This window comes from Rhodococcus sp. ZPP (assembly GCF_017656075.1).
In the GTDB taxonomy this organism is placed as follows: domain Bacteria; phylum Actinomycetota; class Actinomycetes; order Mycobacteriales; family Mycobacteriaceae; genus Rhodococcus_F; species Rhodococcus_F oxybenzonivorans.
Genome location: NZ_CP058638.1, coordinates 4,231,973 through 4,256,713 on the forward strand (window position 1 = coordinate 4,231,973; position 24,741 = coordinate 4,256,713).

Genomic DNA, 24,741 nt, shown 5'->3' on the forward strand with positions numbered 1-24,741 from the left:
CTTCACTGATGACCACCACCGAAACCGCAACCGGTACGGCGACCCCGTCGATCGCCGATCGCGAACAAATTTTCATCGGCGGCCGTTGGGTCGACTCGACCGGTGACGAATGGGTCGATGTCGTCGACTCGTTCACCGAAGAGAAGGTCGCACGCGTCCGCACCGCGACCGTCGAAGACGTCACCAAAGCGGTTGCCGCTGCCCGTGAGTCGTTCGACAGGGGTGAATGGGCGTCGCGCACCATGGCCGAGCGCGCCGACGTTCTCGACGCCATCGCGGACCGTCTCGAGCAGCGCGTGGACGAACTGACACCGATCGGCGTGATCGAGGTCGGGGTACCGGTCAGCGTCAGCCGCCCGACCCAGCAGATGACCGGCGGCCTGTTCCGGGCCGTTGCCACGGTAGCCCGCGAGTTCGAGGTCAGCGAAGAGCGATCCCGTGCCGACGGCGGCATCTCACGCATCGTCAAGGAACCGACGGGCGTGGTCGCCGCGATCATCCCTTGGAACGGACCGATCGGCACGATCGCGTTCAAGCTCGCGCCGGCGCTCGCCGCGGGCTGCTCGGTCGTTCTCAAGACCGCACCCGAGGCGCCGATCTCGCCGTCGATTTTCGCTGACATCATTGCCGAGCTGGTCGCGGAAGGGCGCATCCCCGAGGGTGTAGTGAGTGTGCTGTGTGCCGACCGCGAGGTGTCGGAGTCGCTCGTGACCAACCCGGACGTCGACCACGTCACGTTCACCGGCAGCACCGCAGCGGGCCGGCGCATCATGTCGCTTGCCGGCGAGCGCATCGCACGCGTGTCGCTCGAACTCGGTGGCAAGTCCGCGGCGATCATCCTCGACGACGCAGACATCAACCACGTGCTGCAGACCCTGCCCATGGGTGGCTGCATGCAATCCGGTCAGGCCTGCATAGCGCTGACCCGCGTGCTCGTCTCACGCAAGCGTCACGACGAGGTGGTCGAGGCACTGAAAGCCGCATACGGATCTCTGCCGATGGGCAACCCGTGGGAGCCGACAAACTTCCTCGGCCCGCTCGCCTCCAAGCGTCAGCAGGACCGCGTGCTCGGCTACATCGACATCGCGAAGGAAGACGGCGCGAAGGTTGTGCTCGGTGGTGGCCGCCCCGAAGGCCTCGATACGGGTTTCTTCGTCGCAGCCACCCTGATCGACGACGTGCAGCCGGATTCACGAATCGCGCAGGAAGAGGTCTTCGGTCCGGTCATCTCGGTGATCACCTACGAGGACGAGGAAGACGCAATCGCGATCGCCAACAACTCGGTGTACGGCCTGTCGGGCGCCGTCTATACCGAGGATCTCGACCACGGTTTCGAGGTCGCGCGGCGCATCCGTACCGGCACCATCAGCGTCAATACCGCGACGATGGACTTCACCCTGCCATTCGGTGGTTACAAGCAGTCGGGCGTCGGACGTGAGGGCGGCATCGAAGGTCTCGAAGAGTTCTTCGAGATCAAGACCGTCCACCTGCCTGCTCCTGCCCAGTAGGTCTGCAGAACTCAGTAGGTCTGCACAGCGCGGTAGGTCTGCAAACGCGGTGCCCCACGGATTCGATCCGTGGGGCACCGGTGCGCCCAGGGCCGTTCCGGAGGAAGGGCCGACTCGGTCAGTTGGCCGAAATCTTGACGTTGTCGGAGGGCGCGGCGTCCGTGATCGCGACGTTCTCGTTGCGAACCACGCCGTGCAAGAAGCTGCGAATCATTTCCTCGAACAACTGCCGGGAGGTCATCTCGTTAGCGGCGAGAGCCTTGGACAGCAGGGGCTGCGACTCCGGGTCGACGTTGGGGAAGATCGTGGACTTCGTGCTCGGTTTGCGCATCGCCTCGGTGAGCACCGCACCGAGCGTCAGGCGCTCCATGCCGTCGAGAATCTGGACGTGCAGGTGCGCGGGCACTCCGGACTCCTCGAGAAACCGGGCGGTGTCCTCGTAGGTGCCGATCAGCAGGTCACGGGGCAGATATTGCAGCAGGATCGGCGCGGCGTTGCGGTGTTTGAGGATCGACCGGCGAAGGTTCATGCTCAGCGTCACGAAAAATTCGGGCCAGTCCGGGCCGGGCTTGCGTCGCGGTAGGTTTCCGGCGCCGGCGATCTGTCGTGCGACCGCGGCGAGGATCTCCGACTTGTCGGAGAAGTGATGGTAGAGCGAGGGAGCACGCACTCCGATGTGTTTCGCCAGGCGTGGCAGGCTGAACGCATCGAGTCCCTCGGAGTCGATGATCTCGATGGACGCTGCCACGGCGGCTGCGCGACTGATCAGAGGTTTCGACGGTCTGGCCATGTCTCGCTTTCGGTTCGAACAGTACGCCGGGCCTGGTCGGCGCGGCAGATGGTCAGAATGGTATATGTTCCAGTCGCTCAGGTGGTCATGCGGTGAGAACCGCCTCGTCGAGGAACTCCACCAAGCCTCGACTCAGGACGTCGTTGTCGTCGCCGCCCACCATGTGCCCCGCGCCGCCCACGTCGATATAGCGGGACCCGGGAATCAGCTCCAGAAGTTCGCGCGCTCCTTCCGGACTGACCACATCGGACTGGGCGCCACGGATGAGTAACGTCGGAATCCTGATCGCCCGCGCTGCGGCGCGAGCACGACTTTCGCGTTCGGCCGCCGCGGCCGCCGAATTCGTCCTGTCCGACAGCATCCGCGGATCCCAATGCCAGTACCAACGACCCTCGTGTTCACGCAGGTTCTTGCGCAAACCCTCCACCCGCGGCGCGCGAGTGCGGTGCGGGTTGTATTCGATCACTGCTCCGAGCGCGTCGTCGAGGCTGTCGAAGCCGGACAACCCGGCTCGCATGAAGTCGGTGATCTTGGCGAGACCCTCAGGTTCGGCCTTCGGGGTGATGTCTACCAGGACCAGAGCCCGGGCAAGACCTGGTTCGTCGCCCGATGCCACGAGTGAGGCCATGCCGCCCATGGACGCACCGACGAGCACCGGGGGTTCACCGAGGTCGCTGACGACTGTGCGGATGTCGCGGGCGTGCGCGTCGGGGCTGTAGTCGCCGTCGGGCGACCATTGGCTGTCGCCGTGGCCACGTGCGTCGATGCAATACGCGCGCCATCTCTGCTGGGCCAGGCGTATTCCGGTGCGCTGCCACGAGTGTCTGGTCTGCCCGCCGCCATGGAGCAGCAGGACGGTGCCTTTCGGTTCCGACCGGGGTTCCCACAGGTCGGCGACCAGGGAAACGCCGTCGCCGCGGAGGGTGGTCACCGTGGTGGAGTACGTCATGGTTGCATGGTCCTTCGTCGTCGGAATCAGTGTCCGGAGGTGCCGCCGTCGACGGCGAGCGTCGAGCCGGTGATGTAGCCGGAGGCGCGACTGGCGAGGAACACCACGGCTCCGTCTATCTCGCGCTGCGTCGCGGTGCGGCCGAGCGAACTGCCGCGCAGGAACTCGTCGAGCGTATCCGACGACATTTCGGAAATCAGGTCGGTCTCCACGAATCCCGGCGCGATCGCATTGACGCGGATGCCCTTTCGCTTCGACCACTGATGCGACAGGTCGCGGGTCAGGCCGATAATTCCCGCTTTACTGGCCGCGTACGCAGCCTGCGGGAGTGCCGATTTGATGAGGCCGAGCATGCTCGCGACATTGACGATGGCCGAGCCCGGGCCCATCACGCGTCCACACGCTTGCGCTACCCAATAGCTGCCCATCAGGTTCACGTCGAGGACTGCGCGGAAGTCCTCAGGGCGCTCGCGTGTCGCAGGCGCGGAGCTGGTGACCCCGGCGTTGTTGATCAGGATGTCGAGGCGGCCGAACTCGGCGACAGCGGCCTGGGCGAGCGCGTCGCACTGCTCGGGGTCGGTGACGTCGGTGGGGACGACCAGGCAGCGGCGACCGATGGCCTCTACTGTCACCGCGACGGCGTCGAGGTTCTCGCGCCGGCGTGCGGCTATCACTACGTCGGCGCCGGCCTCGGCGAGAGCGCGGGCGAATCCGGCGCCCAGGCCACTGCCGGCACCGGTGACGACAGCGACGGATCCATCCAGTCTGAACAGGTCGAGGACCGTCTCACTCCGGTCCGTCGATGAGTGGGGGGTCATGGCGATCTCCTGTGCGCGTCGTGGGTGCCGGTGTGGCCGGGCTTGCGCCTCGTAAACCTAACTGCTTAAGATTATAGGGCACGCGAAGTCTATGGGAACGAGAGCGCCGATGACCCGAAGCACCAACACCGAACAGCGCAAAATGCGAGTGATCGGCAAAGACGTGCTTGCTCACGGTGTCATGGCAGTATGGCTCGCGGATCCCGATGGCGGCGCTGTCCCGGCCTGGGAGCCCGGAGCGCATATCGACGTCATCATCGACAGGTCGACGGTGCGGCAATATTCCCTGTGTGGCGACGCATCCGACACCACCTCCTTGGCGATCGCGGTGCTCCGCGAAGAGGACGGCCGAGGGGGGTCGCGCTGGGTGCACGACTCGCTGCAAGTCGGAGACTTGGTCGCGATCGCAGGCCCACGCAACAATTTCACTCTCGAACCCGCGCAGTCCTACCTCTTCGTCGCCGGCGGTATCGGCATTACGCCCCTGTTGCCGATGCTCCGTTCGGCTGAAGCCGCCGGCGCCGACTGGCGCCTGCTGTACGGCGGCCGAGCACGCACCAGCATGGCTTTTGCCGACGAGCTGGTCGCTCGGTACCCCGGGCGAATCGAGCTGCGACCCCAGGACGAGTACGGTTTCCTCGACCTTCCGGCTGCCCTCGACGCCGTACCCGACGGTACCGCGGTGTACTGCTGCGGACCGGAGCCGCTTTTGCAGGCGATCGAGAACGAATTCCTCACGCATCCCAACCTGAGGCTGTACGTCGAGCGGTTCGCTGCCAAGGAGCGGCCGGCCGATGCGGTCGACGGATCGTTCGAGGTCGAACTGCGGCGCGCGGGCAGCACCATCACGGTCGACGCGAACGAAAGCGTGCTCGACGCCGTACTCCGGTCCGGTGTCGACGCCCCCTTCTCGTGCCGCGAGGGTACGTGCGGGACTTGCGAAACTCCCGTCCTGGAAGGAGTTCCCGAGCACCGGGACTCTATCCTCACCGAAGACGAACAGGCCGAGAACGACTGCATGATGATCTGTGTATCACGAAGCTGCACAGCCAAACTCGTGCTCGATCTCTGACCGGCACCGCAGCGAGGATTTGCCGTGACCCAGGCACCCGATACGGCCCATCGCGCCGCCCCCGAGACGGCAGGTCGATCGGCGGTGCTGGTTCCGGCGCTCTGCTTCGTCGTGATGATCACGTCGATGATGCAGACCGCCGTGGTACCGCTCCTGCCGGCAATCGCGGTGCAGCTCGACATGGGCACGGACGCTGTCGGTTGGACAGTGACAGCGAATCTCCTTGCGGCCGCGGTATGTACACCACTGTTGGGTCACCTCGCCGATCGACATGGTCCGCGGAAGGTGATGCTCGCCGTGCTGGGCACGGTACTGATCGGTTCGGTGCTGTGTGTCGCCTGGACCGGGTTGCCGGCACTCATCGCCGGGCGAATTCTGCAGGGCGTGTCGTATGCGTTGTTCCCCGTCGGTGTCGCGGTAGTGCGGGGCGCGCTGGGGCCGCACCGTGTCCCGATGGCGCTCGGCGTCATGTCCGGGGCGTTGAGTGTCGGCGGCGGTGCGGGAATGATCGCGGCCGGATTGCTGTACACCGAAGGGTCCGACTATCGACGTGTCTTCTGGATGCTGTTGATACTCACGGTGATAGCAATGGTCGTCGGGTGGTGCGTTATTCCGCATACCCCGGGGTCGGGAGCGCGCGACGGGTTCGACTTCTGGGGTGTGGTCGGGCTCGCGATCGGCCTGCCGGGGCTGCTGTTGGCGCTGGCGCAAGGTGGGACGTGGGGATGGCTGTCGGTGTGGACACTCGGTTGCGCCGTCACCGGCGCGCTCATGCTTGCCGCCTGGTACCGGCACGAACGGAGGACTACTGCACCGCTGGTTGCTCCTGCGCTTCTGACGGCGCGGTTGGTGGCTCCGGCGCATATCGCCGCCTTCCTAGTGGGTGTAGCGATGTTCGTGCAGTTCCTGGCCATCGCGACGTTCGTGCAGATCTCCCGAGAAGAAGCGGGATACGGCTTCGATGCGTCGGTGCTCGAGACCAGTCTGGTGTACCTGCTGCCCGGACAGATTGCCGGTACGGCTGCGGCGGCCGTCAGTGGGCTCGTAACCCGACGGTTCCCAGCCCACCGGGTGCTGACCGCGGCATGTGCCGTCGGGGTATGCGGATTCCTGATGCTGATACTTGCTCATGACTACACGTGGCAATTGATCACGGCGGTTGCGGTGATCAATGTCTTTGTCATAGTCGCCTACGGTGCATTGCCGTCGATGCTCATCGGCAGCGTTCCTCCGGGAAACACGGGGGCGGTGAACGGGATCAACGCGATCGCCCGGACATTCGGCAGCTCACTGGCCAGTGCCTTGGTTGCGGTGTTGCTCGCGACGATCACGATCCCGGGCACCTCGACGCCCACAGAACAGGCGTACGTCGTGGTGTTCGCGGTCGGGGGAGTGGCCGCGTTCGCAGCGGGCTTCGTTGCTGTCACAGCGCGCGCCGTTTTGCAAAATACAAGACTTGATTGACGTCTCAATTTGGACCATATAGCGTGGGTCGCACGGCGTACGAGCCAGGTTTTCCTGGTCATATTCGCACTGAAAACATCTGTCGGCAAGAGCGATTCGGCCCGCGCCCTGTGTCAGGCACCCCACGTGCCCGGTAGGCCCCGCTAGAACGACATCGCACATGTGCGACTCACGAAAGGTAAGGACGAATGGCTGCCACCGTCGGCTCGGCATTGCATTGGTGGGCGAAGACCAGGGGAGAGCAGGACGCGCTCGTCGTGGCGGGTGAATCTCTCACATACCGCGAACTGCAGGACTGGTCCAGTCGTATCGCCCGGAAGATCGTGGACCTCGAAATCCAGCCGGGTCAACGAGTCGGCGTGCTGGGCCCGAATTCGCTGACATGGCCGGTGATCGCACTGGGCGTCCTCAAGGCCGGCGGTGTACTGATCCCGCTCAACCCACGGTTCAAGCCGGCGGAGCTCCGCAAGGTTGTCGACGACGCCGGCGCCGTCCTGGTCGTCACGCCGAGCGAGTTCGCGCCGACGGTCGACGCGGCGCGTGAATTGGGTTCCGCCTTCGACACCCTCTCGTTCGACGAGCTCGCGCCGCTACGCGCGGGAGGACAGGACGACTTCCGCGTCGATCTCGAACCCGACGAACCGACCGCCCTCCTCTTCACGAGTGGCTCCACCGGGATGTCCAAGGGAGTGATCTGCACGAACCGGACGCTGCTCAATATCGTCTTCGAGGCGTCACTCACCGAAGAAGGCTTCCGGCCCGGGTCCACGTCGCTGCTCGTGTTGCCCTTGGTGTTCACCCCCGGCCTGGTCTGGGGGCTGGTCATGACAACGGTGCTCGGCGGAAAGCTGATCATCGAGAAGGAGTTCGATCCGGGCCGCGCGGCCAAACTTCTCGGTGAACACGATGTCCAGGCCATCTTCGGTGTGCCGTTGATCTTCGAGGCGATCTCGCGTTCACCCGAGTTCGCGGACGCCGACCTGTCGTCGCTGCGCACCGCGATCGTCGGCGGCGCCGCGGTCGCTCCGGCACTGTTGCAGCGCTGGGCGGACAAGGGCGTCGCACTGAGACAGATCTATGGCATGACCGAGGCCGGCGGTGTCGCCACCGCCACCCTCGTCGCCGAAGCCTTCGACCACCCCGACACGTGTGGATCCGGCTCGATCTTCACCGAAGTGAAGGTGGTCCGTCCGGACGGCACCGATGCCGCGCCCGGTGAAGAGGGCGAGATACTCCTGCGCGGTCCGGGCGTCACCCCCGGCTACTGGAACGACGCCGAGTCGACGGCGGCAGCCTTGCAGAACAACTGGCTGCACAGCGGCGACCTCGGCACCCTCGACGACGAAGGACGCGTCAAGTTCGTCGACCGGCTGAAAGACCTCATCATCACCGGCGGAATCAATATCTCGCCGGTCGAGATCGAGCGGGTCATCGCCGAGATTCCCGGTGTCGAGGAAGTCGCAGTCATCGCAGCCGCTGATGAACGCTTCGGCGAAACGCCGGCGGCGATCGTCACTGTGAAGGATGGCGTCGATGCAGCGGCAATCATCGAACACTGCGACCGGCTCGTGGCCGACTACAAGGTTCCGCGCTACGTGGTGATCCGGGACGAGCCGCTGCCGCGGCTCCCCAGTGGCAAGCTCTCGAAGACTGCGATCCGGTCCGAATACCGGGACGTGGCTGAACGATTCGACAAGGTCCGCTGAACCGAACCGGCGGGGAACAAAGGAAGGAGTCATCGTGCCTGAGACCGGTACCGACGATGCAGTGATACTCGAGCGGCACGGGGAGATCGCGGTTGTGCGATTGAACCGTCCCGATCAGCTCAATGCGTTCACCAACGCGATGTGCTATCGCCTCATCGACATCTTCGACGAGACCGACGCAGACGACGAGATCCGTGCGGTGGTGATCACCGGAACGGGACGAGCCTTCTGTGCGGGTGCCGATCTCGCAGCCGGCGGCGACACCTTCGTCCTGGGTGACGACCCGGAGACCGGAGGCGCACCGGCCGACACGGGCGGGCGGGTCTCGCTGAGAATTTACCGTTCCCTCAAGCCCGTCATCGCCGCGATCAACGGACCGGCCGCGGGTGTCGGCGTCACCATGACCCTGCCGGCCGACATCCGCATCGCTTCGGAAACCGCGAAGTTCGGGTTCGTGTTCACCCGTCGCGGACTTGTCCCCGAGGCCTGCTCGACCTGGTTCCTTCCGCGGGCCGTCGGCATCTCGACGGCCGTCGAGTGGGCGGTGGGCGGCAAGATGGTCTCGGCAGTCGAAGCGCTCGAACGAGGACTCGTCCGTGAACTCGTCCCCGCCGATCAGGTGCTGGATCGGGCCCTCGACATCGCGCGGGAATTCGTCTCCGGCACCTCACCGGTGTCGGTAGCTCTCACTCGACAGCTGATGTGGCGGATGCTGGGTGCGTCCGACCCTGAGGTAGCACACCGGGCCGAATCGATCGGCATCTACGTCCGAGGCACCTCGGACGACGTGCGTGAAGGTGTTGACGCGTTCCTCGAGAAGCGCGAGCCGAAGTTCCCCAACCGGATTACCGACGGGTTGCCGAACCTGTTCGAATAGTGCGTCGACAGCCGAGGGCCAGCCCGGCGCCTGACGGACTCGTGGGGCGACTACGGTAGCGAGGAAGCCGTGGACGGCCACGGTGACGCGTCCCTGCTCGTGGTCGGCCGATCTGGGTCCACACCCTTTGACGTGCCGTCGGCGATGTCTGTACGGGAGTTGGGCCCGTTCGTAAGAAGGACCGTAGTTGCCTTCAGTGGGTCGGAAGTCCTCCCGCCTCGATCCGCGCACCGGCGTCGGGATAAAAGTGTGCGGGTTGGAGTCGCCTTCCAATATGCCGATGAGGGTGCGGCCAACGGTCAGGGCACGCGGCGCGATGGCGAGGTCGCCTTGCTGAACGCCGACCATGCCGAGGATCCCGCGAAGGGGACCGTGCGGCGAGGGTGTCGGAGATGCTGGGCAAGCCGGTCGTGTCGAGGCCGTAGCACACTCGCGCAGGCGCGATGGCGCGGATCTGTGAAGTGAGTTCACCGGTTCCGCCGACGATTGTGTCGGTTGCGCCGAGTTCACGTGCGAGCTGGAGGCGTTCGGTATTGAGGTCGACCGCGATGATCGGTTGGGCGCCGGCTTTCGCCGTTATCACCGCTGCCAGCCCTACGGCGCCGGCACCGGTGATGACGATCCCGTCACCGGCGCGCACCTCGAGGACGTTGAGAACGGCCCCGGCTGCGGTCTGGAATCCGCATCCGAGGGGGCCGAGCAGCTGGAGGGCAAGTCCTTGTCTACGACAACGGCGTCGACAACGCTGTGGGTGGCGAAGGACGACTGGCCGAACGATCTGCCGGCAACTGCGGAACCGTGGCTGTCCTCGAGGGGAGTCGATCCGTCGAGCGCCGTTCCGGTGAGGTTTCGTGCCAGGAATGTGCGGAAATAGGCCGGATGGCCGTCGCGGCAGTTGCCGCAAACACCACAGGAGTCGAAGCTGAGGACCACATGATCGCCGACCGCGAGGGTATCACCGACGGACTCGACGATTGCGTTCGAGCGGGCCTGTGCGCCGGCCACCCGGGGGGTGTCGAGGCGGAACCCTTCGAGAGTGTAGTTCGCGGCCCGGTACTGCGGCGGTGCGCCGCCGGGTGGTGTGCGTGTACCGCTTCTGCGGTTCGGCGGGGCGGGGTTGGTAGTTGAGCTGTGCCACAGGAGCATTCGGGCGACCGGGGTGGGAAGGAATTCGGGTTCAGTGCGTATCCGACCGCCGATCCCGGGCAGGGGCACGATCCGGCCGATCTGCCAGATCGCGGTGGCGTTGGAGTGCGTGGTCGACTTCGGTGATTTCGTCGGGGTGTCGATGATACTTTCGGGCGTCCGTGATCGTGTGGGGGTCGTCGGTGAGCATGACGGCCTCATCGGTGATGGTCAAGCCGCCGAGGGCGGCGCCCGGCGGATAGGGCGACCGCCCGCCCGCTGGTGACGAGGACGCCTGCGTGCAGATTCGCCGGTGGACAGCATCCGCACCCCGGCCTGATCGTAGTGGGGGTGGGCGGCGGGGGCGGTGGTGTGCGCGCGGAGGGCGGCGTGGGCGGCGTTGACGACCAGGACAGCCCCGGCGCGGAGCGGCGGCAGATCGGGAGGTATCGGCGCCGAGGTAGGCGGTCGCCGTGTACCGCGGCACTGGGGGGACGACGATGACGCCGACTGCGAGACTGTGTGTACCGGCGGAACGTCGCCGGGCGGAGGTTCCGGCGCTGCGGGAGCAGCCGTTTTCGAGGCGAGTCGGACGGACCAACTGTTTGCCCGGGTACCCGCTCTCGGTGACCGGAAGGAGGCTTCGGCGAGGTGAATACTGGGCGTCGGTGGATTCGGTCCTGTGGGTTGTAGAGGGATTCGCGGAGCGCGACAGCGAGTCCCGTGGCTCTGCCGTCGAATGTCGGTGCCGCGGGCTACCGTCGAGTGGGTACCCGGCAGACGGAGGAGCAGCGATGAGCGCGGTCACGACGAATCAACCACTCGGTACCCCTACCTGGATCGACCTGGGCATCCCGGATCTCGACCGGGCGATGTCCTTCTACGGGTCGGTCTTCGGATGGGAGTTCGACGTCGGTCCCGAGGAGTACGGGCGGTACACGATGTGTCTGCTCGGCGGCAGAAAGGTCGCCGCGCTGATGCCGAATCCCGACGAGGATGCCACCGAGTTCTGGTGGAACGTCTACCTGGCGACCGATGATCTCGATGCGACGGTCGCTCGGTCCGTCGCCGCGGGCGGCACGCTGCTGACGGAGCCGATGGACATCGCCGACCAGGGTCGGATGGCGATGGTGCGGGATCCGTCCGGGGCGCAGTTCGGCCTGTGGCAGGGGCGGGCACACGTCGGCTGCGAACTCGTGAACGAGCCGAACACGTTGTTACGCAACGACTTGGTGACCCGAATCCCGGCCCAGCGCGGGAGTTCTACGCGGCGGTGTTCGACTTCACGCTGGACGGGAACGACGACCTACCTGGCGTGGACTTCACCTTTCTACGCAGACCGGACGGTCACGAGATAGGTGGCGTCGTGGGCGACCCGTCCGCCTCGGCGTCCTCCTGGGGCACGCTTTTCCAGGTCGTCGATACCGACGCGGCCGTCGCCGCAGCGCGGGCCGGCGGGGGTACCGCGGACGATCCGACGGACATGCCGTACGGGCGGACCGCGGATGTCACGGATCCGTTCGGTGCGAAGTTCACGGTGGGTTCCCCGCTGCCGGGTGCACAGGGGTAGGCAACGGTTGGGTTACCCGGTCCACGACGGGTGCGTGCGAGGTGGCGTCGAGGGTGTTCTCGTGCCGTCAGCCTCGGTGGCTTGGGCGAGGGGTCTGGGTGTTCGGATGGCCTGGTGTCGGAAGGACCGGCGGCGGAGCGGAGCAGTCCAGGTACCGCCACGATGCGCTGGTGACGTGACCGTGCGCGAGACGGCAGCGCTGCTCCAGTACGGCTGAGCCGGTCGTGCGATGAATCGCCCTGCTCGAGATGACCGCGTTGTCCCCGTCTCGAGCAACCACCGACGCCCTCGTCGAGGTGCAAATGGACACGGCAGAATTCTTGTCGGTGGTGAGTTCGCTCCGGTTGGGCGGACATCGCTTTTCCGGATCAGTGGGCACCAGAATTCCGGGTCGGCGGCCACGAAACCGCTGATTGACACGCTGACGTAAATACCGGGCGGGGTTCCTTCGCCCGAGTTGGGTTCGTTTGCCGCGCAAATTAACCGACAGAAGGAACCCCGAGACCCAAGTGTGCCAGGGAAGTGATGGAGATCTTGGAAGCCTACGACTTGACCCCGTGTGCTCATTCGGCGGTGCAGTTGGTCGGGTGTGACGAGAAAGCGGTCGCCCGGTATGTCGAGCCCGTAGCGGGTCGGGTACGGCAGTGAGATCAGGTCATGGGTGCGCACCGAGTCCGGTCGGCCGGTTGCGGCGAACTCACACCGGAAGTCCACTGCGGCGGTGCGGCATGCGCAACCGCGGCCCGAAGCCGCCGGGTGCGGTGAGCGCGGTGTCGAAGGTGTCGATGCGGGGGAACGGCGCGGTGGTGGCCGGTCGCGGGATGGTGACCGGCTCGGTGGTGAGGCATTCGGCGATGCTCATGCGAGCCTCCTGGGTGGGACGGTCGGGAAGATGGGTGGTCACAGGGTTCGGGGCCGCATGCGGCTGGCCCCGAACAGTGGTGTGAGCGGGCGGATCGGAATCGGCGGCATCCGTACGCCGAGCAGGTCGACGCGGTGCAGCCGCGCGTCGATCACCTGGCCGATGCCCATCTGGTCGAGCGGGTCGCGTTCGGAGCCGCGGATTTCGAGGGTGAGGTCCTCGATTCGCCGGACCTCGACCACGCTCTCGCGTGGGGTGAAGGCCAGCAGCCAGGACGGAAAGAGGCCGGCGAGTCCGACGACGTTGCGGTGCGGGCGGGCGAGGATCGGCGGCGGGTCGGCGATGACTTCGCCGAGCCGTCCGCCCATGGTGAGCAGCGTGTGCCCACGGCGGGTTGCCGCGGCGCGGATCTCTGTGTCGGTGACTGTCCAGTCGACCTCCCCCAGTTTCTTCGGGTAGCCGAGCAGTTCGCGGCCGATGATCAGGGCGACGTCGTCGTCCACGATCATCCACGGGCAGTGGATGCCGGTGCCCCGCATGGTGTTGACGTGCACGAAGAGCCCGGCCTCGTGATACCCCGGTGACTGGAAGTTGTTGTCCGGGAAGTAGGCGGTGAACAGGTCGGCGCGCGCCGGTTCGGTCGGCCGTACCCCGGCGGGCAGCCACTGCGTGATGTGGTCGGGGTCGATCTCGACGGTGGCGGTGAAGTAGTGGGCGTCGCGGTAGAGGCTGCGGCGCGGATCGCCGATCTTCAGTGCGCGGCGCAGGTCCGCCCCGAGGGAGCGGCCTGCGGTGCGGGTGGCGGGCTCCCAACTCATCTCGAGGTGACCTTCCGGTAGACGGTGCGCAGGATCGGCCCGACGAGCGCCCGCGGGGTGTACTGACCGCCGACGGTCTGCACCTTGGCGAAGACGCCGGGGACCACGCGGCGGCGACCGGCGGCCATGCCCGCGATCGCCTCGGCCGCTACCTGGTCGGCGTCGACCCACAGCGGGCCCGGCACCATGCGGTCCAGGTTCGGAACCTCGGCCACCTCGGCGTATTCGGTGCGGACCGGGCCGGGCGCGAGCAGGGTGCACTGGACACCGGTGCCGGCGAGTTCGCTGTGCAGCGATTCGGCGAGGGTGTTGGCGAAGGCCTTGCTGGCGGCGTAGGTGGCGTTGTTCGGGCCGGGTTGGTTGCCTGCGGTGGAGCCGGTGATCAGGATTGCGCCAGCGCCACGCGCCACCATGGTGGGCAGCACGGCCAGGGTGAGGTCGTGCACCGCGACCGAATTCAGTTCCACCTGTCGGCGTTCGCGTTCCGGGTCGGCGGTCGCCAGCTCGCCGTAGGTGGCGAACCCGGCATTGTTGCAGAGGACGGCGATATCGCGGGCGGCGAGTTCGTGGCACAGGGTGGCGCGCTCGCCGCGGTCGGCCAGGTCGACGACGCGGATGTCGGTCTCGACGCGGTGGTGGGCGGCCAGCCGGTCGGCCAGCTCGCGCAGCCGGTCCTCACGTCGGGCCACCAGGATCAGCGAGAATCCGCGCCGGGCCAGGCCGTCGGCGAGCGCGGTGCCGATGCCGGAGGAGGCTCCGGTGACGACGGCCCGCATGGTGGGGGTGGGAGGTGGCAGGCTCATGGGGTGCTCCTCGGTGATCGGAATGGGGTGCGAATGCGGGCGGTGACGTCAGAATTGGGTGAGTGCGCGGGCGGTCACGGTGGCGCCGGCGGCGGCCAGGGTGCGGACCACGCCCGGCCCGCTCACTTGCTTCTCGCCTGCGGCGATTCGGCGGAAATTCGCCGCGTGCCAGGCGAGTTGGAGGTAGGAGTTGATCGGCGTGGCTGCGGGCAGCGGAATGTGTGGCGCGGTGGGCAGCGCCTGCGGCTCGCCCGCACCGGTCAGGAGATCCGCGGCGATTGCGGGCCGCACGGCGAACGGGCGGCCGAGCCCGATCACATCGACCGAACCCTGCGCGAGCACGTCGTTGATGAAGTCGCAGGTGCGGATGCCGCCGGTGAGCATGAGCGGCATGGCCGTGCGGGCGCGCAGGTTCTCGGCGTAGCGCAGGAAGTACGCCTCCCTGGCACGGGTGCTGTCGGAGACCACACCGGTCATGGCCGGGGCCTCGTAGTTGCCGCCGGAGATCTCGAGCAGGTCGATCCCGGCCTGCTCGAGGGCGAGGGCGACCTCGAGGGACTCGGTCTCGTCCAGTCCCCCGTGCTGGAAGTCGGCCGAGTTCAGCTTCACCGAGACAACGGCGTGAGGACCGATGGCGTCGCGCACGTCGGCGACCACCTCGAGCAGCAGGCGACGCCGGTTCTCACGGCTGCCGCCGTAGTGGTCGTCGCGCTGGTTGGATACCGGGGAGAGAAACTGCGAGAGCAGATACCCGTGTGCGGCGTGGACCTGAACGCCGGAAAAGCCCGCCGCGACCGCCAGTTCCGCGGTGCGCGCGTAGCGGCGGCGCAGGTCGGCGATGTCGCCGTGCGACAGCGCCCGCGGGGTGCGGAGATTGAATCCCACCGCCTGCGGTCGCAGCGCCGACGGGCCGACCGGGCGGCGGTGCAGCGGTCCGACCGCGACCCGTCCCGGATGGTTGATCTGCATGACCATCACCGCCCCCGCGCGCGATCCCGCCCGCGCCCAGTTGCCGACGGCCTCGAGATGCCGGTCGTCTTCGAGGGTCACATTGCGTGGTTCGACGTAAGCGCGGCGGTCGATCATGACGTTGCCGGTGATGAGCAGGCCCGCACCGCCGCGGCCCCAGGCGCTGTAGAGCCGGGTCAGCCTCTGGCTGGGCGAGCCGTCGATCGCGGCGAGCTGTTCGCTCATCGCGGCCTTGGCGATGCGGTTGGGCAGGGTCACACCGCAGGGCAGGGTGAGTGGACTGCCGATGGCGACGATGCGGGATGCGGGGTTCTTCGGTGGCATGGGCGGGACTCCTGGGGTCGTGACGGGGATGCGAGTGATGTGGTGGGGTTTCGGGTCAGGCGATCCCGTGCGGGGCGGCGAGGATCGGGTGCGCAGCACGTTGCCGGTCAGGCGGCGCGGTGCAGCGCGGCGCGGATCGGCGTTCGTTCCCGCCGGGTCGGGGCGGGTGCGCCGAAACGCCGCGAACGGAGCGTGGCCAGCCCGGTCATGGCGCGCACCATCCACCGGCCGCGCAGCACCTGCCAGCGCAATTCCTGCCCGCCCGCGAGGATTTCACCGGACGGTTTCGAGACGCGGGCGTAGAGGTCGCCGATCGGGGTGCGCAGGCGCTGTTGCAGCAGCGCGGCCTCGGCGAGCAGGCGGGAGGAGTTCATCAGCAGCCTGCCTGCCCCCGAGCGTGGGGCGACAAGCCCGGCGAAGGACAGGTTCGCCAGCCCCGGGGCGAAGGTGTGCGATATCAGCCGCGGCTGCCCGCCCTCCCAGTCGAGGAGCCCGTCACGCAGGAACGGGAAGGTGGTCCTGAAACCGGTCGCCCAGACGAGGGTGTCGTACTCGCCGCTGGTGCCGTCGGTGAAGTGCACCGTGCGCCCGTCGAAGCGGGCGATCTCCGGGCGAACCGAGATGCGGCCGTGCTTGAGGAAATAGGGCAGCTGCTGGTTGACGACCAGATCCTGGTCGAAGATCCGGTGTTGGGGTTTCTCCAACCCGAAACTGCGGTAACTGCCCATGCCGAGCGCGACTATCGATCGGAAAACCGCCTCTTGCAGAAGTTTCGGCACCGGGACCGACCCGATATCGAACCTGCCGCTGGGAACGCCCAGGACGTACTTCGGGATGAACCAATAGCTGCGGCGCAACGAGATCTCCGCGGTGCCGAAGGTCAGCGCGGCCTCGACGGCCAGGTCGCAACCGGAGTTCCCGGCGCCCACCACCAGCACCCGCGGGCCGTCCAGGTCGGCGGGGCGCTTGTAGTTCTTGGAATGGATCTGTTTGCCGGTGAATTCGCCCGGATAGGACGGGACGTGGATGTCCCAGTAGTGACCGTTCGCGACCACCACACCGGTGTACTCGCGCACCTCGCCGTCGGCGAGTTCGACCCGCCACCCGGCCAGCCCCGAAGCATCGCGGGGCGCGACGTCGCTCACCAGGGCGCCGAACTCGATCCGGTGATCGAGCCCGAATTCCGCGGTGAAGGCACGCAGGTACTCGCGCATTTGCGCCGCGCTGGGGAAATCCGGGTAGTCGCCGGGCATCGGAAAGTCCGGGTACCCGGTGACGTCCTTGGAACTGATCAGGTACGTCGAGTCGTAGACCCCGTGCGACCAGTTGCCGCCGATCGCGTCGGTGGCCTCGAGGTGGTCGTAGTCCAACCCCAGATCCGTGTAGGCCTTCGCCACCGCCAGCCCGGTATATCCCGCCCCGATGATGCAGTACCGATGCGTCATTGCCGCCTCCTCAGAAAGCTACAGTCTGTGTAGCTACAGTGAGTGTAGTATTTGCGGCGGTGCTGCCCGATGTCAAGCAACCCCGGCAGCAGAGAGGTGGAACGGTGATCATGACCGACCGTCGAAACCGCGCATACGCACCACGAATGGCCCCCGAAAAACGCCGGGAGCAACTACTGGACGCGGTCCTGCGCGTCATCGTCGAGCAGGGCGTCCACAAGGTGTCCATCGACACCGTCGCCAAGGACGCCGGCGTCAGCCGCCCGGTCGTCTATGGCCTCTTCCAGGACTCGGACCAACTGCTCCGTGCGTGCCTGGACCGCGAAGAGACCGCGGCCCTGACCCAACTGGCCGGCGCTGTGCCCCCGGCTACATCCGGTGACCCGATCCGGGCCATGACTGACAGTCTCGAGAACTTCCTCACCGCCGTGCAGGCCGCACCTGGTCGGTGGCGGGCGGTGTTCCAGCTCGCCGACTCCAGCACCCCCGCCTTCCGCCGCCGCCTCGAGACCGGCCGTCAGAAGTTCATCGAGGCACTGGCAGCCTTCGTGCGCGCGGCAACACCACCCGACCGGCTCCCCACCGTCGACGTCGAACTCACCGCCCGCACCATCTACGCACTGTTCTGGGAAGCCGGCCGCCTCGTCCTCGCCGAACCCGACACCTTCCCAACGCAACGAATACGCGACTACGCCAGCACCCTCATCCCCGCCCTGCCCGCATTCCACGACCCGAAATCCGTCCGATGACCGCACCTGCCCACCTCGATCCCACCAGCCACCGGCCGCGGTTGCGTCCATGAAGATGGATGCTCCTATCGGACTATCAGATATTCGGTGGATCTGACGCTGGCACATCGGTTTAGTTCTCACTCGGGGTGATCCGGCCCTCGAACGTGATCGCGAATACGTTCAGTGCCGGCTTCCACCTCGTAGCCCATCGTGCTCTGCCCTTCCCGGTCGGGTCCAGGGAGCCCGTATATCGACGCCGAACCTGTCCGCCTGGCGAAGTCGGCCCTGACCTACGACGAGGAACTGTCGACCGGACTGCTCGGGCGAGCCCGCCGTGAGCGCATCGACGGCGTGATCCACCTGGGTGGTCCAACGCGAGAGAGCGCGAGGAACTGCCAGGCCGCGAGTTCGGTCTCGGGCGAACTGTCCCCGGTTACGCCGAAGCGCACACTCTCCAACGACTTGGGATGCACATCGACGATGCCGTCGCCGCAAACCGAGAAGGGCGCTGATCTCCTGGGTGCACATCTGGCGGAACGATCCCGGTGGATGTGGGTCGGACTATCTCGGGCATGCGGTCGCTACCTGGACCGGGACCGAATCGGTCGCCTCGGTCGATGTGATCGAGACTCTCCCCGAGGTCCCCGTCGAACGTAGTGCGCCGTCTGGTGATGGCGGTGCACGACGCCGGCACACAACAAATTGTTACGCAGCTCGACTACCCGGTGCTGACGGAAGTTGAATTCAGGTCTGGTGAGGGCGGCAATCTCACGCTCGACGTGATGGCCGTGCCCTGAACAAAGGCAGTGGCTCCTGAAATGATTCGATGAGGGATGCTTGTAAGGTCTCGCTGCTGGTGGCATCTTGTGACGCTGCGCCTGCGGACTGGTTGCTTGTCTCACGGCATGACTACCGCAACCGCAGCAATCGAGTGAAGCTCGAACCCGAGATTCCAGTGCTCCCTCTATAGAGTCGCCCCGTCAGCCGCCGTTCTCCGACAGGCGGCGTTCCCCGGTCGGGGCGGCCGGGCGGCCACGCAGATACTCGAAGGTCTTCTCGTCCGGGTCGATCATCCCTGCCCGCGATCCGGCCTCGACGGGCTTGTTGCACAACGTCATTCGGCCTTCCATCGACATCTCTTCGATGGCCTGGCCGCGATATTCGATGATGTGCATTGCCCGCCCGCGGTGCCGACATGGACAAGATCTTGGCGCGGCCCGGCCCGCTTCGGGTCTGGTCCGTCGCCTCCGCGCCGGACGCAGCTTCCTTGATATTCACGTTCGCCTCCTGCACCGTGCCGGCGGGGCTGCGCCGATCACGGAAGTAGTGGGAAGTGACTCACATCACTGGTCACGAACGGTAACTTTTGATGGGCATCAAATGCCAATGCCCTTGCATTATTCATACCAATGGTCCAGCACCCCGCGATTGTGGCCGGCCAGGTTGGACAAATGGCCCGACTCCGGTCTTGTCGTCTCTGGCAAGAAGCGGAGAAGACAATCCCGGCATGCCCTGGACCACACGGACACTTAGCGATCGCCTATGTATGCGCACATGGGCGCGGTCAGGCCGTTTGTAGACTGGCCGAGTGGCTACCACTCCTGCGCTGAATCCCGAGGACGTTCAGCGCGCCGCGGCGGCGCTGCACAGCCCCGACATCGAGGGATGGGCCAACCGCTTCGAATTGTTGTCGGACGGCAACCGCCTCCGGTTGCTGCTGTGCCTGCACCACGCGCCGGGTATCTGTGTCGGCGACCTCGCGGCAGCGCTCGAGATGAGCGGTACCGCCGTCTCGCATGCACTGCGACTGCTGCGCCACCAGGGCTGGGTGTCGGCAACGCGCGACGGCCGCTCGATGCGTTATCGGCTTTCGGACGACACCGTGCACCAGTTGCTGCACGCGATCGGTGCCACGCACTATCACGACCACCCGGAATCGAAATCGGAACGGTGAAGTCCCACATGGAGAACGACCCCGGAACCCTTCCACTCGACGGAATCACCGTCGTCGCTCTCGAGCAAGCTGTGGCGGCCCCCCTCGCCACCCGTCATTTGGCGGACATGGGCGCGCGGGTGATCAAGGTGGAGCGCGTCGGGGAGGGCGACTTCGCACGCAACTACGACGACGCCGTCTTCGGCGAGGCCTCACACTTCGTCTGGTTGAACCGAGGGAAGGAATCGTTCTGTGTCGACCTCAAATCCGAGGTGGGACGGGATGCTGTCCTGCGGTTGATCGCGAGTGCCGACGTGTTCGTGCAGAACCTGGCGCCCGATGCGGCGAGCAGACTCGGTTTCGGGACCGAGGCGTTGCGCGCGGAACACACCGCGCTGATCGTGGCGAACATGTCGGGCTACGGGACAGCGGGACCGAGGCGTGAACGCAAGGCGTACGACATGCTGGTGCAGGCCGAAACCGGCATGATTTCCGTGACCGGAACCCCCGAGACGGCCACCAAGACCGGAGTGCCCGTGTCCGATATCGCGGCGGGAATGTATGCGCTGACGTCCATCCTGAGTGCGCTGTTCCGACGTGAACGAACGGGGGCGGGCGCGCAGATCGACGTGTCGATGTTCGACGCGACCGCGGAGTGGCTGGGCCATCCGATGTATATGAAGATGTACGCCGACCGGCAGATCCCTCGTGTCGGCCTCGGGCACGCCGCCATCGTTCCGTACGACGCGTACCCCACCCTCGACGGCAACATTCTGATCGGGGTCCAGAACGATCGGGGGTGGCGGCAGTTGGTCACCGAGGTCTTCGCGCGACCCGAACTCGCCGACCATCCCCGCTATGCGACGAACATGCTGCGGGTCCAGCATCGCGAAGAGGTGGATGCCCTCGTCGCCGAGGAGACGAGGAAGTTCACCTGCGCGGCCCTCGATCAGGCACTGGCGGATGCCGGGATTCCGGCAGCGGAGCTGAACGATATGGGCGGATTGATCGACCATCCGCAGCTGAAGGAACGTGACCGCTGGCGTCAGGTCGGCAGCGAGGTGGGACAGATCAGCGCAATGCTGCCACCGATGACCTTCGCCGACGTGGAGATGCGGATGGGTGACATTCCGGCTCTCGGTGAGCACACCGATCAGGTCCTCGGTGAGCTGGGGTGCTCGGCTGCGGACATCGCAGCGATGAGGAAGGCCGGCGTCGTCGGATGACGTTGGATCCGTTCGCGGCTGTGTCAGTCGACACAGGAACCGCGTCTCCAGTCAGCCATGCGTGCGAGTGAGGTCGAGGTCGGGTACCTGCAAACGATGCGAGTGTCGTCGTAGTGGTTGCGCAAGCCGGACGTTGCCCCTGGCGCGGCCGCAGCGGGTGCACGGGTAGGCGATCATCCGAGAACTAGCTCCGGAGCCCGACATTTCGCGGTGACTCGTGCCAGACACTGAGCTGTGAACGGGGGAGACCGTAACCGGATCGCGATCGACGCGCTCGGCCTGCCTCCTGTGGCGGCGGTCGCACAGTCCCACGGCCAACATCGCGACACGGCTCGCTCTCATTGCCGTCATTGTCCTGTTCTGACAGAGGGCCGGTTGCCCGCACAGCCCGGTACAGCCAGCGAAGCGCCCGTGGGTGTACCTCTCGTTCAGTACCGGGAGTAGTGCTGTCCTTTCGCCTGTTCGCCAGCACAGATGCACTTTCGGTCGAGGTTTCGGTCCGAGGTCACGGCGCAAAACCGAACACCGAGCGCATCGTGCGATTCCGGGCTATGCGGACATGCCGTGCAAGACAGCGTCGTTTCCAGTGCCCGTGCGGGGCTCGGTGACTCGGAAACTGCTAGAGCATCAATCGGGTTCGACGCCATGGCGGCGCTCCAGTTCTCGGCCCTTGGACTCAGGGCCGGTTTGGGCGCCGAGGACGACATGGCTTGACCGCGCATATTCGATGGGCCCTCGACACCTATGAGGTTACACTTCCCCGCCGCACCTTTGGCTCCGCGGAACGCCCCTCACACAGCAGAAGTGACAGCGAACGGACCGTACCGCGGCGAGGCGTCGACGGTTCACAACGTCCCGACGACCCATTTTGGCCCTCGGCGGTCTACCGCAATTGCACCCGAACGATCTTGGCTCTCACGCACGGGGGTGGGCCCGGTAGTACGCGGCCCGTTCGGCGTCGTGCCGGCGTCTGGCTTTCGGGTTTTCCAAGTCGGGCGGAAGTCCGTGCTTTTCGAGGCGGCGTGATCGGTTCTGCGCCATGTAGGCGACGCTGTAGAAGAGTGCGAGAAACACCCCGAGCAGCACCATGGAACCGCGTAACCATACGGGCCCGGGGAAGAGGAAGAAGGCCGCGAACACCGGAATGAACGGCACCATGCTGCGGACGAGGTGTCGCGGCACAGCCCAGTCACCGATCAGATCGTTCCGAACCCAGTCCTGCATGGAGTCGGGCAATCTGCGTCCGAACGCGTAGCCGAGCCATTGAAAGGGCGTCGGCCGGCTCCGGGCAGTGCGGCTTCGATTGGTCACTTGTCCACTCCTCCGAGCGCGCCTGCCTTGACGGCTGCGGCGTTGATGCGGGTCAGCACGCTGTGCAGTTCCATCAATTCGGACAGTTCCACTCCGAGTGCTTCGACTACGGCGGGTGGCACTTTTTCGGCTTGTGCGCGCAACGCCCTGCCCGCGTCGGTCAACTCGACGACGAGCTGGCGTTCGTCATCCTCGCTGCGGGTACGGGTGAGAAGCCCGGACGATTCGAGTCGTTTGAGCAGCGGCGACAGCGTGGGGGAATCGAGTTGCAGGGCGCTGCCGATCTCCTTGACCGACATGGGGGAGGTACCCCACAGGGCCAGCATCACCAGGTACTGCGGATGCGTGAGTCCCAACGGTTCGAGGATCGGCCGATAGACGCCCAGGACTGCGCGATTGGCCACCGCCAGCGCGAAGCACACCTGCCTGTCGAGTGCGAGGGGATCATCGGCAACGTTCGTGGTCACCAACTCAGCGTAGCTGATAGTTCGTGCACTAACCAATCGTGCACTAACTAAAGGTGAGATAAAACACCGCAGCCCGGCCTGTGTAGGGCCGGGCTGCGGTTCGCTCTTCGCTCAGGGTGTGGCGAAGAACTGCTCCACCGCGGGCTGCGCGTTCGGATTTCCCACACCGACACCGATCACGGCTCCTGCAATCGTGCCGACGACGGCGCCGATGATGCATCCGGCGATGAAGTTGGGGAAGATCGAGACGCACCCGATTGCCATGCCCACATTGGAACCGATGGCCATGCCCTGCAGGCCCGCATTGTTCCAACCGGTGTTGATCTCGCTGGTCATGTTGTCGAAGGCGGCCTGTTTGGCGTCATTTTCCGGAAAGAACTGTTCAGCCACCTGGCTACTGCCTTCGGCGGTCGGGGTCATCAAGGGCTGGCTCCAGTCGATTCCCTGCGTGCCGGGATCGGCGTAGGCCGTGCCGGCGCCGACTGCCATCGCGGCGACGACGAAAATGGACAATGCCAGAGTTCTGAGAAGTTTCATGAGATTTCCCACCATGTCGTAGGTCGAACACGGACTCCACCTGAGTACCGAACATTGTTGTGAGTGGACCATATTCGCTGGAAGTACCGAACGGCTACATGCATATGTGGGTGCGCGGTGATGCTCCCCGGTGAGTCACCTACTCCATAGCCCTCCCGAATTCATCTCTCGGCCTGGGGAGGCGAAGGGGGCAGGGCGCGCGAAGTGGCTACGAGGAGCGTGTCCAACCCTGTGCAATCCTGCAGTGTCATGGTGCTTCCCATGCCTAGTAGCTTGCTGAACATCTTCCCCCTTCGGGTATCCCACTTTTCGGAGTTTGCCCAAAATTCGTTACATACGCCTCACTGGCACGAGGTGTCACACGGTCAGCCGGTAGAAACGCCAGAACCCGAAGTCTTCGATGGGAAGGATGTCCATCGAGCCGAAACCGGCAGCCTCGGCGTACTTTCGCAAGGTGCTCGGACGCATGACCGTTCCGGTGGCGGCACTCGGACTGGAACTCATTCCGTCCGGCAGGCACACGGTCAGACTGAATCCGTACATCAACCGCTCGATGTCGCTTCCCGGCGCCGAGAACTCATCGTCCACCGCCTCGTCCATGACGATCATGACCCCGCCGGGTGCCAGAGCCTTGCGTACCGCAGTCAATACGGCGACAGGTGCAGGCATGTCGTGAATGCACTCGAAGGCGAATGCAGCGGTATAGGCGCCCTCCGGAATGCCCGCTGCATCCGACTCGGTGATTGTGATCCGGTCGGCAACATCCCCTTGATCGCGGACGTTGTGTTTCGCGAGTTCGACCGTGGCGCCGTCGATGTCGTAGCCATCCAGCCGGGCATCGGGATAGGCGCGCGCCAGGGCGATCGTGGACCACGCGCCCCCACATCCGACATCGGCGATGGCGGCACCGGGGGTACGCAGAAGTGCGTCGACCTCGGGTACCGACGCGAGCGCTCCCGGCAGAACCTGCTCGTACCACGGCCGATTCATATCCGCCTGCGATTCCCTCGCATCGACACCGTACTGTGCCCATCCCACACCGCCTCCCGTGCGATACGCCTCGATCAGCGCGGGCATCTGGGTGGTGGCGGCAACGAAAATCCGGGCCAGCGGCGCCAGGTAGGCCAGGCTTTTCTCATCGGTGAACACTTCGGCCGCACCGGGCTCCAACGTGAATTTCCGGGGGCTGCCGCCGTCTGCGGTGAGCAGCCCTGTCACCGCCTGTTGTTCGAGCCACTCCTGTGCGTACCGCGGATGGGTCGAGGTGCGTTCGGCCAGTTCGTCCGCTGTTGCGGGGCCCTGATCTGCGAGACTTCGATACCAGCCGAGTCGATCTCCCAGATGGATGGAGAGAATGTCGATTGCGCCGAGGGAGGCGTCGAAGACGCGTTGCGCCACTGCGTCGGCTCCGGGTGTGGGCATCGCTGACCTCCGGT

Annotated in this window: 25 protein-coding genes and 2 pseudogenes; 12 read left to right on the plus strand and 15 right to left on the minus strand. The window is 65.8% G+C overall.

Annotated features, from left to right (window positions below; translation table 11 throughout):
- Nucleotides 1-8 precede the first annotated feature (8 nt).
- Nucleotides 9-1,508 carry an aldehyde dehydrogenase gene (locus HYG77_RS20025; RefSeq protein WP_208960348.1) on the plus strand — a complete coding sequence of 500 codons (1,500 nt, stop codon included), beginning with the start codon at nucleotides 9-11 and terminating at the stop codon, nucleotides 1,506-1,508.
- Between the two features lie 118 nt (nucleotides 1,509-1,626).
- Here the strand turns inward: HYG77_RS20025 and HYG77_RS20030 are convergent, their stop codons facing one another.
- From HYG77_RS20030 to HYG77_RS20040, 3 genes are all read right to left on the minus strand, one after another.
- Nucleotides 1,627-2,298 carry a TetR family transcriptional regulator gene (locus HYG77_RS20030; protein ID WP_208960349.1) on the minus strand — a complete coding sequence of 224 codons (672 nt, stop codon included), beginning with the start codon at nucleotides 2,296-2,298 and terminating at the stop codon, nucleotides 1,627-1,629.
- A gap of 85 nt (nucleotides 2,299-2,383) precedes the next feature.
- Nucleotides 2,384-3,247: an alpha/beta hydrolase gene (locus tag HYG77_RS20035; RefSeq protein WP_208960350.1), complete on the minus strand. Its 864-nt coding sequence runs from the start codon at nucleotides 3,245-3,247 to the stop codon at nucleotides 2,384-2,386.
- A 26-nt stretch (nucleotides 3,248-3,273) separates the two neighbouring features.
- A complete protein-coding gene (locus HYG77_RS20040) occupies nucleotides 3,274-4,065 on the minus strand; it encodes an SDR family NAD(P)-dependent oxidoreductase (protein WP_109333553.1) in 792 nt (263 codons plus the stop codon).
- A gap of 109 nt (nucleotides 4,066-4,174) precedes the next feature.
- Between HYG77_RS20040 and HYG77_RS20045 the strand changes: the two genes are divergently transcribed.
- From HYG77_RS20045 to HYG77_RS20060, 4 genes are all read left to right on the plus strand, one after another.
- Nucleotides 4,175-5,137 (plus strand): PDR/VanB family oxidoreductase, encoded by a 963-nt coding sequence (locus tag HYG77_RS20045; RefSeq protein ID WP_208960351.1) that lies wholly within the window; start codon nucleotides 4,175-4,177, stop codon nucleotides 5,135-5,137.
- A gap of 24 nt (nucleotides 5,138-5,161) precedes the next feature.
- Entirely contained in the window at nucleotides 5,162-6,601 is a 1,440-nt protein-coding gene (locus tag HYG77_RS20050; RefSeq protein WP_244372961.1) for an MFS transporter, read from the plus strand.
- Between the two features lie 188 nt (nucleotides 6,602-6,789).
- On the plus strand, nucleotides 6,790-8,307 hold the full coding sequence (locus HYG77_RS20055) for an AMP-binding protein (RefSeq protein ID WP_208960352.1): 1,518 nt from the start codon (nucleotides 6,790-6,792) through the stop codon (nucleotides 8,305-8,307).
- Nucleotides 8,308-8,341: 34 nt separating this feature from the next.
- Nucleotides 8,342-9,184, plus strand: a complete 843-nt coding sequence (locus HYG77_RS20060; protein ID WP_208960353.1) for an enoyl-CoA hydratase-related protein — start codon at nucleotides 8,342-8,344, stop codon at nucleotides 9,182-9,184.
- Between the two features lie 193 nt (nucleotides 9,185-9,377).
- Here the strand turns inward: HYG77_RS20060 and HYG77_RS39690 are convergent, their stop codons facing one another.
- Nucleotides 9,378-9,824 carry a zinc-binding dehydrogenase gene (locus HYG77_RS39690; RefSeq protein WP_348273562.1) on the minus strand — a complete coding sequence of 149 codons (447 nt, stop codon included), beginning with the start codon at nucleotides 9,822-9,824 and terminating at the stop codon, nucleotides 9,378-9,380.
- Here HYG77_RS39690 and HYG77_RS39695 point away from each other — a divergent pair.
- The 3 genes and pseudogenes from HYG77_RS39695 (at nucleotide 9,741) to HYG77_RS20075 (ending at nucleotide 11,879) form a co-directional block, all read left to right on the plus strand.
- Entirely contained in the window at nucleotides 9,741-10,058 is a 318-nt protein-coding gene (locus HYG77_RS39695) for a hypothetical protein (RefSeq protein ID WP_244461410.1), read from the plus strand. The genes HYG77_RS39690 and HYG77_RS39695 overlap by 84 nt on opposite strands.
- A 306-nt stretch (nucleotides 10,059-10,364) precedes the next feature.
- Nucleotides 10,365-10,595: a hypothetical protein gene (locus tag HYG77_RS20070; RefSeq protein WP_208960354.1), complete on the plus strand. Its 231-nt coding sequence runs from the start codon at nucleotides 10,365-10,367 to the stop codon at nucleotides 10,593-10,595.
- 508 nt (nucleotides 10,596-11,103) lie between these two features.
- A pseudogene (locus HYG77_RS20075) lies at nucleotides 11,104-11,879 on the plus strand (VOC family protein).
- A 697-nt stretch (nucleotides 11,880-12,576) separates the two neighbouring features.
- Here the strand turns inward: HYG77_RS20075 and HYG77_RS20080 are convergent.
- From HYG77_RS20080 to HYG77_RS20100, 5 genes are all read right to left on the minus strand, one after another.
- Nucleotides 12,577-12,741 (minus strand): hypothetical protein, encoded by a 165-nt coding sequence (locus HYG77_RS20080; RefSeq protein ID WP_208960355.1) that lies wholly within the window; start codon nucleotides 12,739-12,741, stop codon nucleotides 12,577-12,579.
- A 38-nt stretch (nucleotides 12,742-12,779) separates the two neighbouring features.
- Nucleotides 12,780-13,559 carry an acetoacetate decarboxylase family protein gene (locus tag HYG77_RS20085; RefSeq protein ID WP_208960356.1) on the minus strand — a complete coding sequence of 260 codons (780 nt, stop codon included), beginning with the start codon at nucleotides 13,557-13,559 and terminating at the stop codon, nucleotides 12,780-12,782.
- On the minus strand, nucleotides 13,556-14,362 hold the full coding sequence (locus HYG77_RS20090; protein WP_208960357.1) for an SDR family oxidoreductase: 807 nt from the start codon (nucleotides 14,360-14,362) through the stop codon (nucleotides 13,556-13,558). The genes HYG77_RS20085 and HYG77_RS20090 overlap by 4 nt, the downstream gene beginning before the upstream one ends.
- 48 nt (nucleotides 14,363-14,410) lie before the next feature.
- On the minus strand, nucleotides 14,411-15,655 hold the full coding sequence (locus tag HYG77_RS20095; protein WP_208960358.1) for an NADH:flavin oxidoreductase/NADH oxidase family protein: 1,245 nt from the start codon (nucleotides 15,653-15,655) through the stop codon (nucleotides 14,411-14,413).
- A 107-nt stretch (nucleotides 15,656-15,762) separates the two neighbouring features.
- Nucleotides 15,763-17,100, minus strand: coding sequence for an NAD(P)-binding domain-containing protein (locus tag HYG77_RS20100; protein WP_208960359.1), 1,338 nt, complete (start codon nucleotides 17,098-17,100; stop codon nucleotides 15,763-15,765).
- A 146-nt stretch (nucleotides 17,101-17,246) separates the two neighbouring features.
- Between HYG77_RS20100 and HYG77_RS20105 the strand changes: the two genes are divergently transcribed.
- Entirely contained in the window at nucleotides 17,247-17,849 is a 603-nt protein-coding gene (locus tag HYG77_RS20105) for a TetR/AcrR family transcriptional regulator (protein WP_208960360.1), read from the plus strand.
- Nucleotides 17,850-18,502: 653 nt separating this feature from the next.
- Nucleotides 18,503-18,628 carry a hypothetical protein gene (locus HYG77_RS40695; RefSeq protein WP_280123271.1) on the plus strand — a complete coding sequence of 42 codons (126 nt, stop codon included), beginning with the start codon at nucleotides 18,503-18,505 and terminating at the stop codon, nucleotides 18,626-18,628.
- Nucleotides 18,629-18,841: 213 nt separating this feature from the next.
- Here the strand turns inward: HYG77_RS40695 and HYG77_RS20110 are convergent.
- Nucleotides 18,842-19,026: pseudogene (locus HYG77_RS20110) on the minus strand (aconitase family protein); the annotation flags it as partial.
- Nucleotides 19,027-19,419: 393 nt separating this feature from the next.
- Between HYG77_RS20110 and HYG77_RS20115 the strand changes: the two are divergent.
- Together HYG77_RS20115 and HYG77_RS20120 are read left to right on the plus strand one after the other, a co-directional pair.
- Complete coding sequence (locus HYG77_RS20115) at nucleotides 19,420-19,785, plus strand: metalloregulator ArsR/SmtB family transcription factor (RefSeq protein WP_109333546.1); 366 nt, start codon at nucleotides 19,420-19,422, stop codon at nucleotides 19,783-19,785.
- Between the two features lie 8 nt (nucleotides 19,786-19,793).
- Nucleotides 19,794-20,990 carry a CaiB/BaiF CoA-transferase family protein gene (locus HYG77_RS20120; RefSeq protein WP_208960361.1) on the plus strand — a complete coding sequence of 399 codons (1,197 nt, stop codon included), beginning with the start codon at nucleotides 19,794-19,796 and terminating at the stop codon, nucleotides 20,988-20,990.
- Between the two features lie 428 nt (nucleotides 20,991-21,418).
- On the opposite strand, the gene HYG77_RS20125 is transcribed toward HYG77_RS20120, so the two are convergent.
- The 5 genes from HYG77_RS20125 to HYG77_RS20145 all read right to left on the minus strand — a co-directional run bounded on the left by HYG77_RS20125 (nucleotide 21,419) and on the right by HYG77_RS20145 (nucleotide 24,727).
- Nucleotides 21,419-21,712 carry an RGCVC family protein gene (locus HYG77_RS20125; RefSeq protein ID WP_204164826.1) on the minus strand — a complete coding sequence of 98 codons (294 nt, stop codon included), beginning with the start codon at nucleotides 21,710-21,712 and terminating at the stop codon, nucleotides 21,419-21,421.
- Nucleotides 21,713-21,905: 193 nt separating this feature from the next.
- The gene (locus HYG77_RS20130; protein WP_208960362.1) at nucleotides 21,906-22,301 is read right to left on the minus strand and encodes a DUF5313 family protein; all 396 of its coding nucleotides are present in this window, start codon (nucleotides 22,299-22,301) and stop codon (nucleotides 21,906-21,908) included.
- Nucleotides 22,298-22,768, minus strand: coding sequence for a MarR family transcriptional regulator (locus HYG77_RS20135; RefSeq protein ID WP_208960363.1), 471 nt, complete (start codon nucleotides 22,766-22,768; stop codon nucleotides 22,298-22,300). The genes HYG77_RS20130 and HYG77_RS20135 overlap by 4 nt, the downstream gene beginning before the upstream one ends.
- 111 nt (nucleotides 22,769-22,879) lie before the next feature.
- A complete protein-coding gene (locus tag HYG77_RS20140; protein ID WP_109335379.1) occupies nucleotides 22,880-23,305 on the minus strand; it encodes a hypothetical protein in 426 nt (141 codons plus the stop codon).
- A 357-nt stretch (nucleotides 23,306-23,662) separates the two neighbouring features.
- Nucleotides 23,663-24,727, minus strand: a complete 1,065-nt coding sequence (locus HYG77_RS20145; protein WP_109333537.1) for a methyltransferase — start codon at nucleotides 24,725-24,727, stop codon at nucleotides 23,663-23,665.
- Between the last annotated feature and the right edge of the window lie 14 nt (nucleotides 24,728-24,741).

Coding starts and splice junctions, on each gene's coding strand:
- HYG77_RS20025 (WP_208960348.1), top strand. CDS start 9: ATGACCACCACCGAAACCGCAACCGGTACGGCGACCCCGTCGATCGCC.
- HYG77_RS20030 (WP_208960349.1), bottom strand. CDS start 2,298: ATGGCCAGACCGTCGAAACCTCTGATCAGTCGCGCAGCCGCCGTGGCA.
- HYG77_RS20035 (WP_208960350.1), bottom strand. CDS start 3,247: ATGACGTACTCCACCACGGTGACCACCCTCCGCGGCGACGGCGTTTCC.
- HYG77_RS20040 (WP_109333553.1), bottom strand. CDS start 4,065: ATGACCCCCCACTCATCGACGGACCGGAGTGAGACGGTCCTCGACCTG.
- HYG77_RS20045 (WP_208960351.1), top strand. CDS start 4,175: ATGACCCGAAGCACCAACACCGAACAGCGCAAAATGCGAGTGATCGGC.
- HYG77_RS20055 (WP_208960352.1), top strand. CDS start 6,790: ATGGCTGCCACCGTCGGCTCGGCATTGCATTGGTGGGCGAAGACCAGG.
- HYG77_RS20080 (WP_208960355.1), bottom strand. CDS start 12,741: ATGAGCATCGCCGAATGCCTCACCACCGAGCCGGTCACCATCCCGCGA.
- HYG77_RS20085 (WP_208960356.1), bottom strand. CDS start 13,559: ATGAGTTGGGAGCCCGCCACCCGCACCGCAGGCCGCTCCCTCGGGGCG.
- HYG77_RS20090 (WP_208960357.1), bottom strand. CDS start 14,362: ATGAGCCTGCCACCTCCCACCCCCACCATGCGGGCCGTCGTCACCGGA.
- HYG77_RS20095 (WP_208960358.1), bottom strand. CDS start 15,655: ATGCCACCGAAGAACCCCGCATCCCGCATCGTCGCCATCGGCAGTCCA.
- HYG77_RS20100 (WP_208960359.1), bottom strand. CDS start 17,100: ATGACGCATCGGTACTGCATCATCGGGGCGGGATATACCGGGCTGGCG.
- HYG77_RS20105 (WP_208960360.1), top strand. CDS start 17,247: ATGGCCCCCGAAAAACGCCGGGAGCAACTACTGGACGCGGTCCTGCGC.
- HYG77_RS40695 (WP_280123271.1), top strand. CDS start 18,503: ATGGCGGTGCACGACGCCGGCACACAACAAATTGTTACGCAGCTCGAC.
- HYG77_RS20120 (WP_208960361.1), top strand. CDS start 19,794: ATGGAGAACGACCCCGGAACCCTTCCACTCGACGGAATCACCGTCGTC.
- HYG77_RS20125 (WP_204164826.1), bottom strand. CDS start 21,712: ATGCGCGGTCAAGCCATGTCGTCCTCGGCGCCCAAACCGGCCCTGAGT.
- HYG77_RS20140 (WP_109335379.1), bottom strand. CDS start 23,305: ATGAAACTTCTCAGAACTCTGGCATTGTCCATTTTCGTCGTCGCCGCG.
- HYG77_RS20145 (WP_109333537.1), bottom strand. CDS start 24,727: ATGCCCACACCCGGAGCCGACGCAGTGGCGCAACGCGTCTTCGACGCC.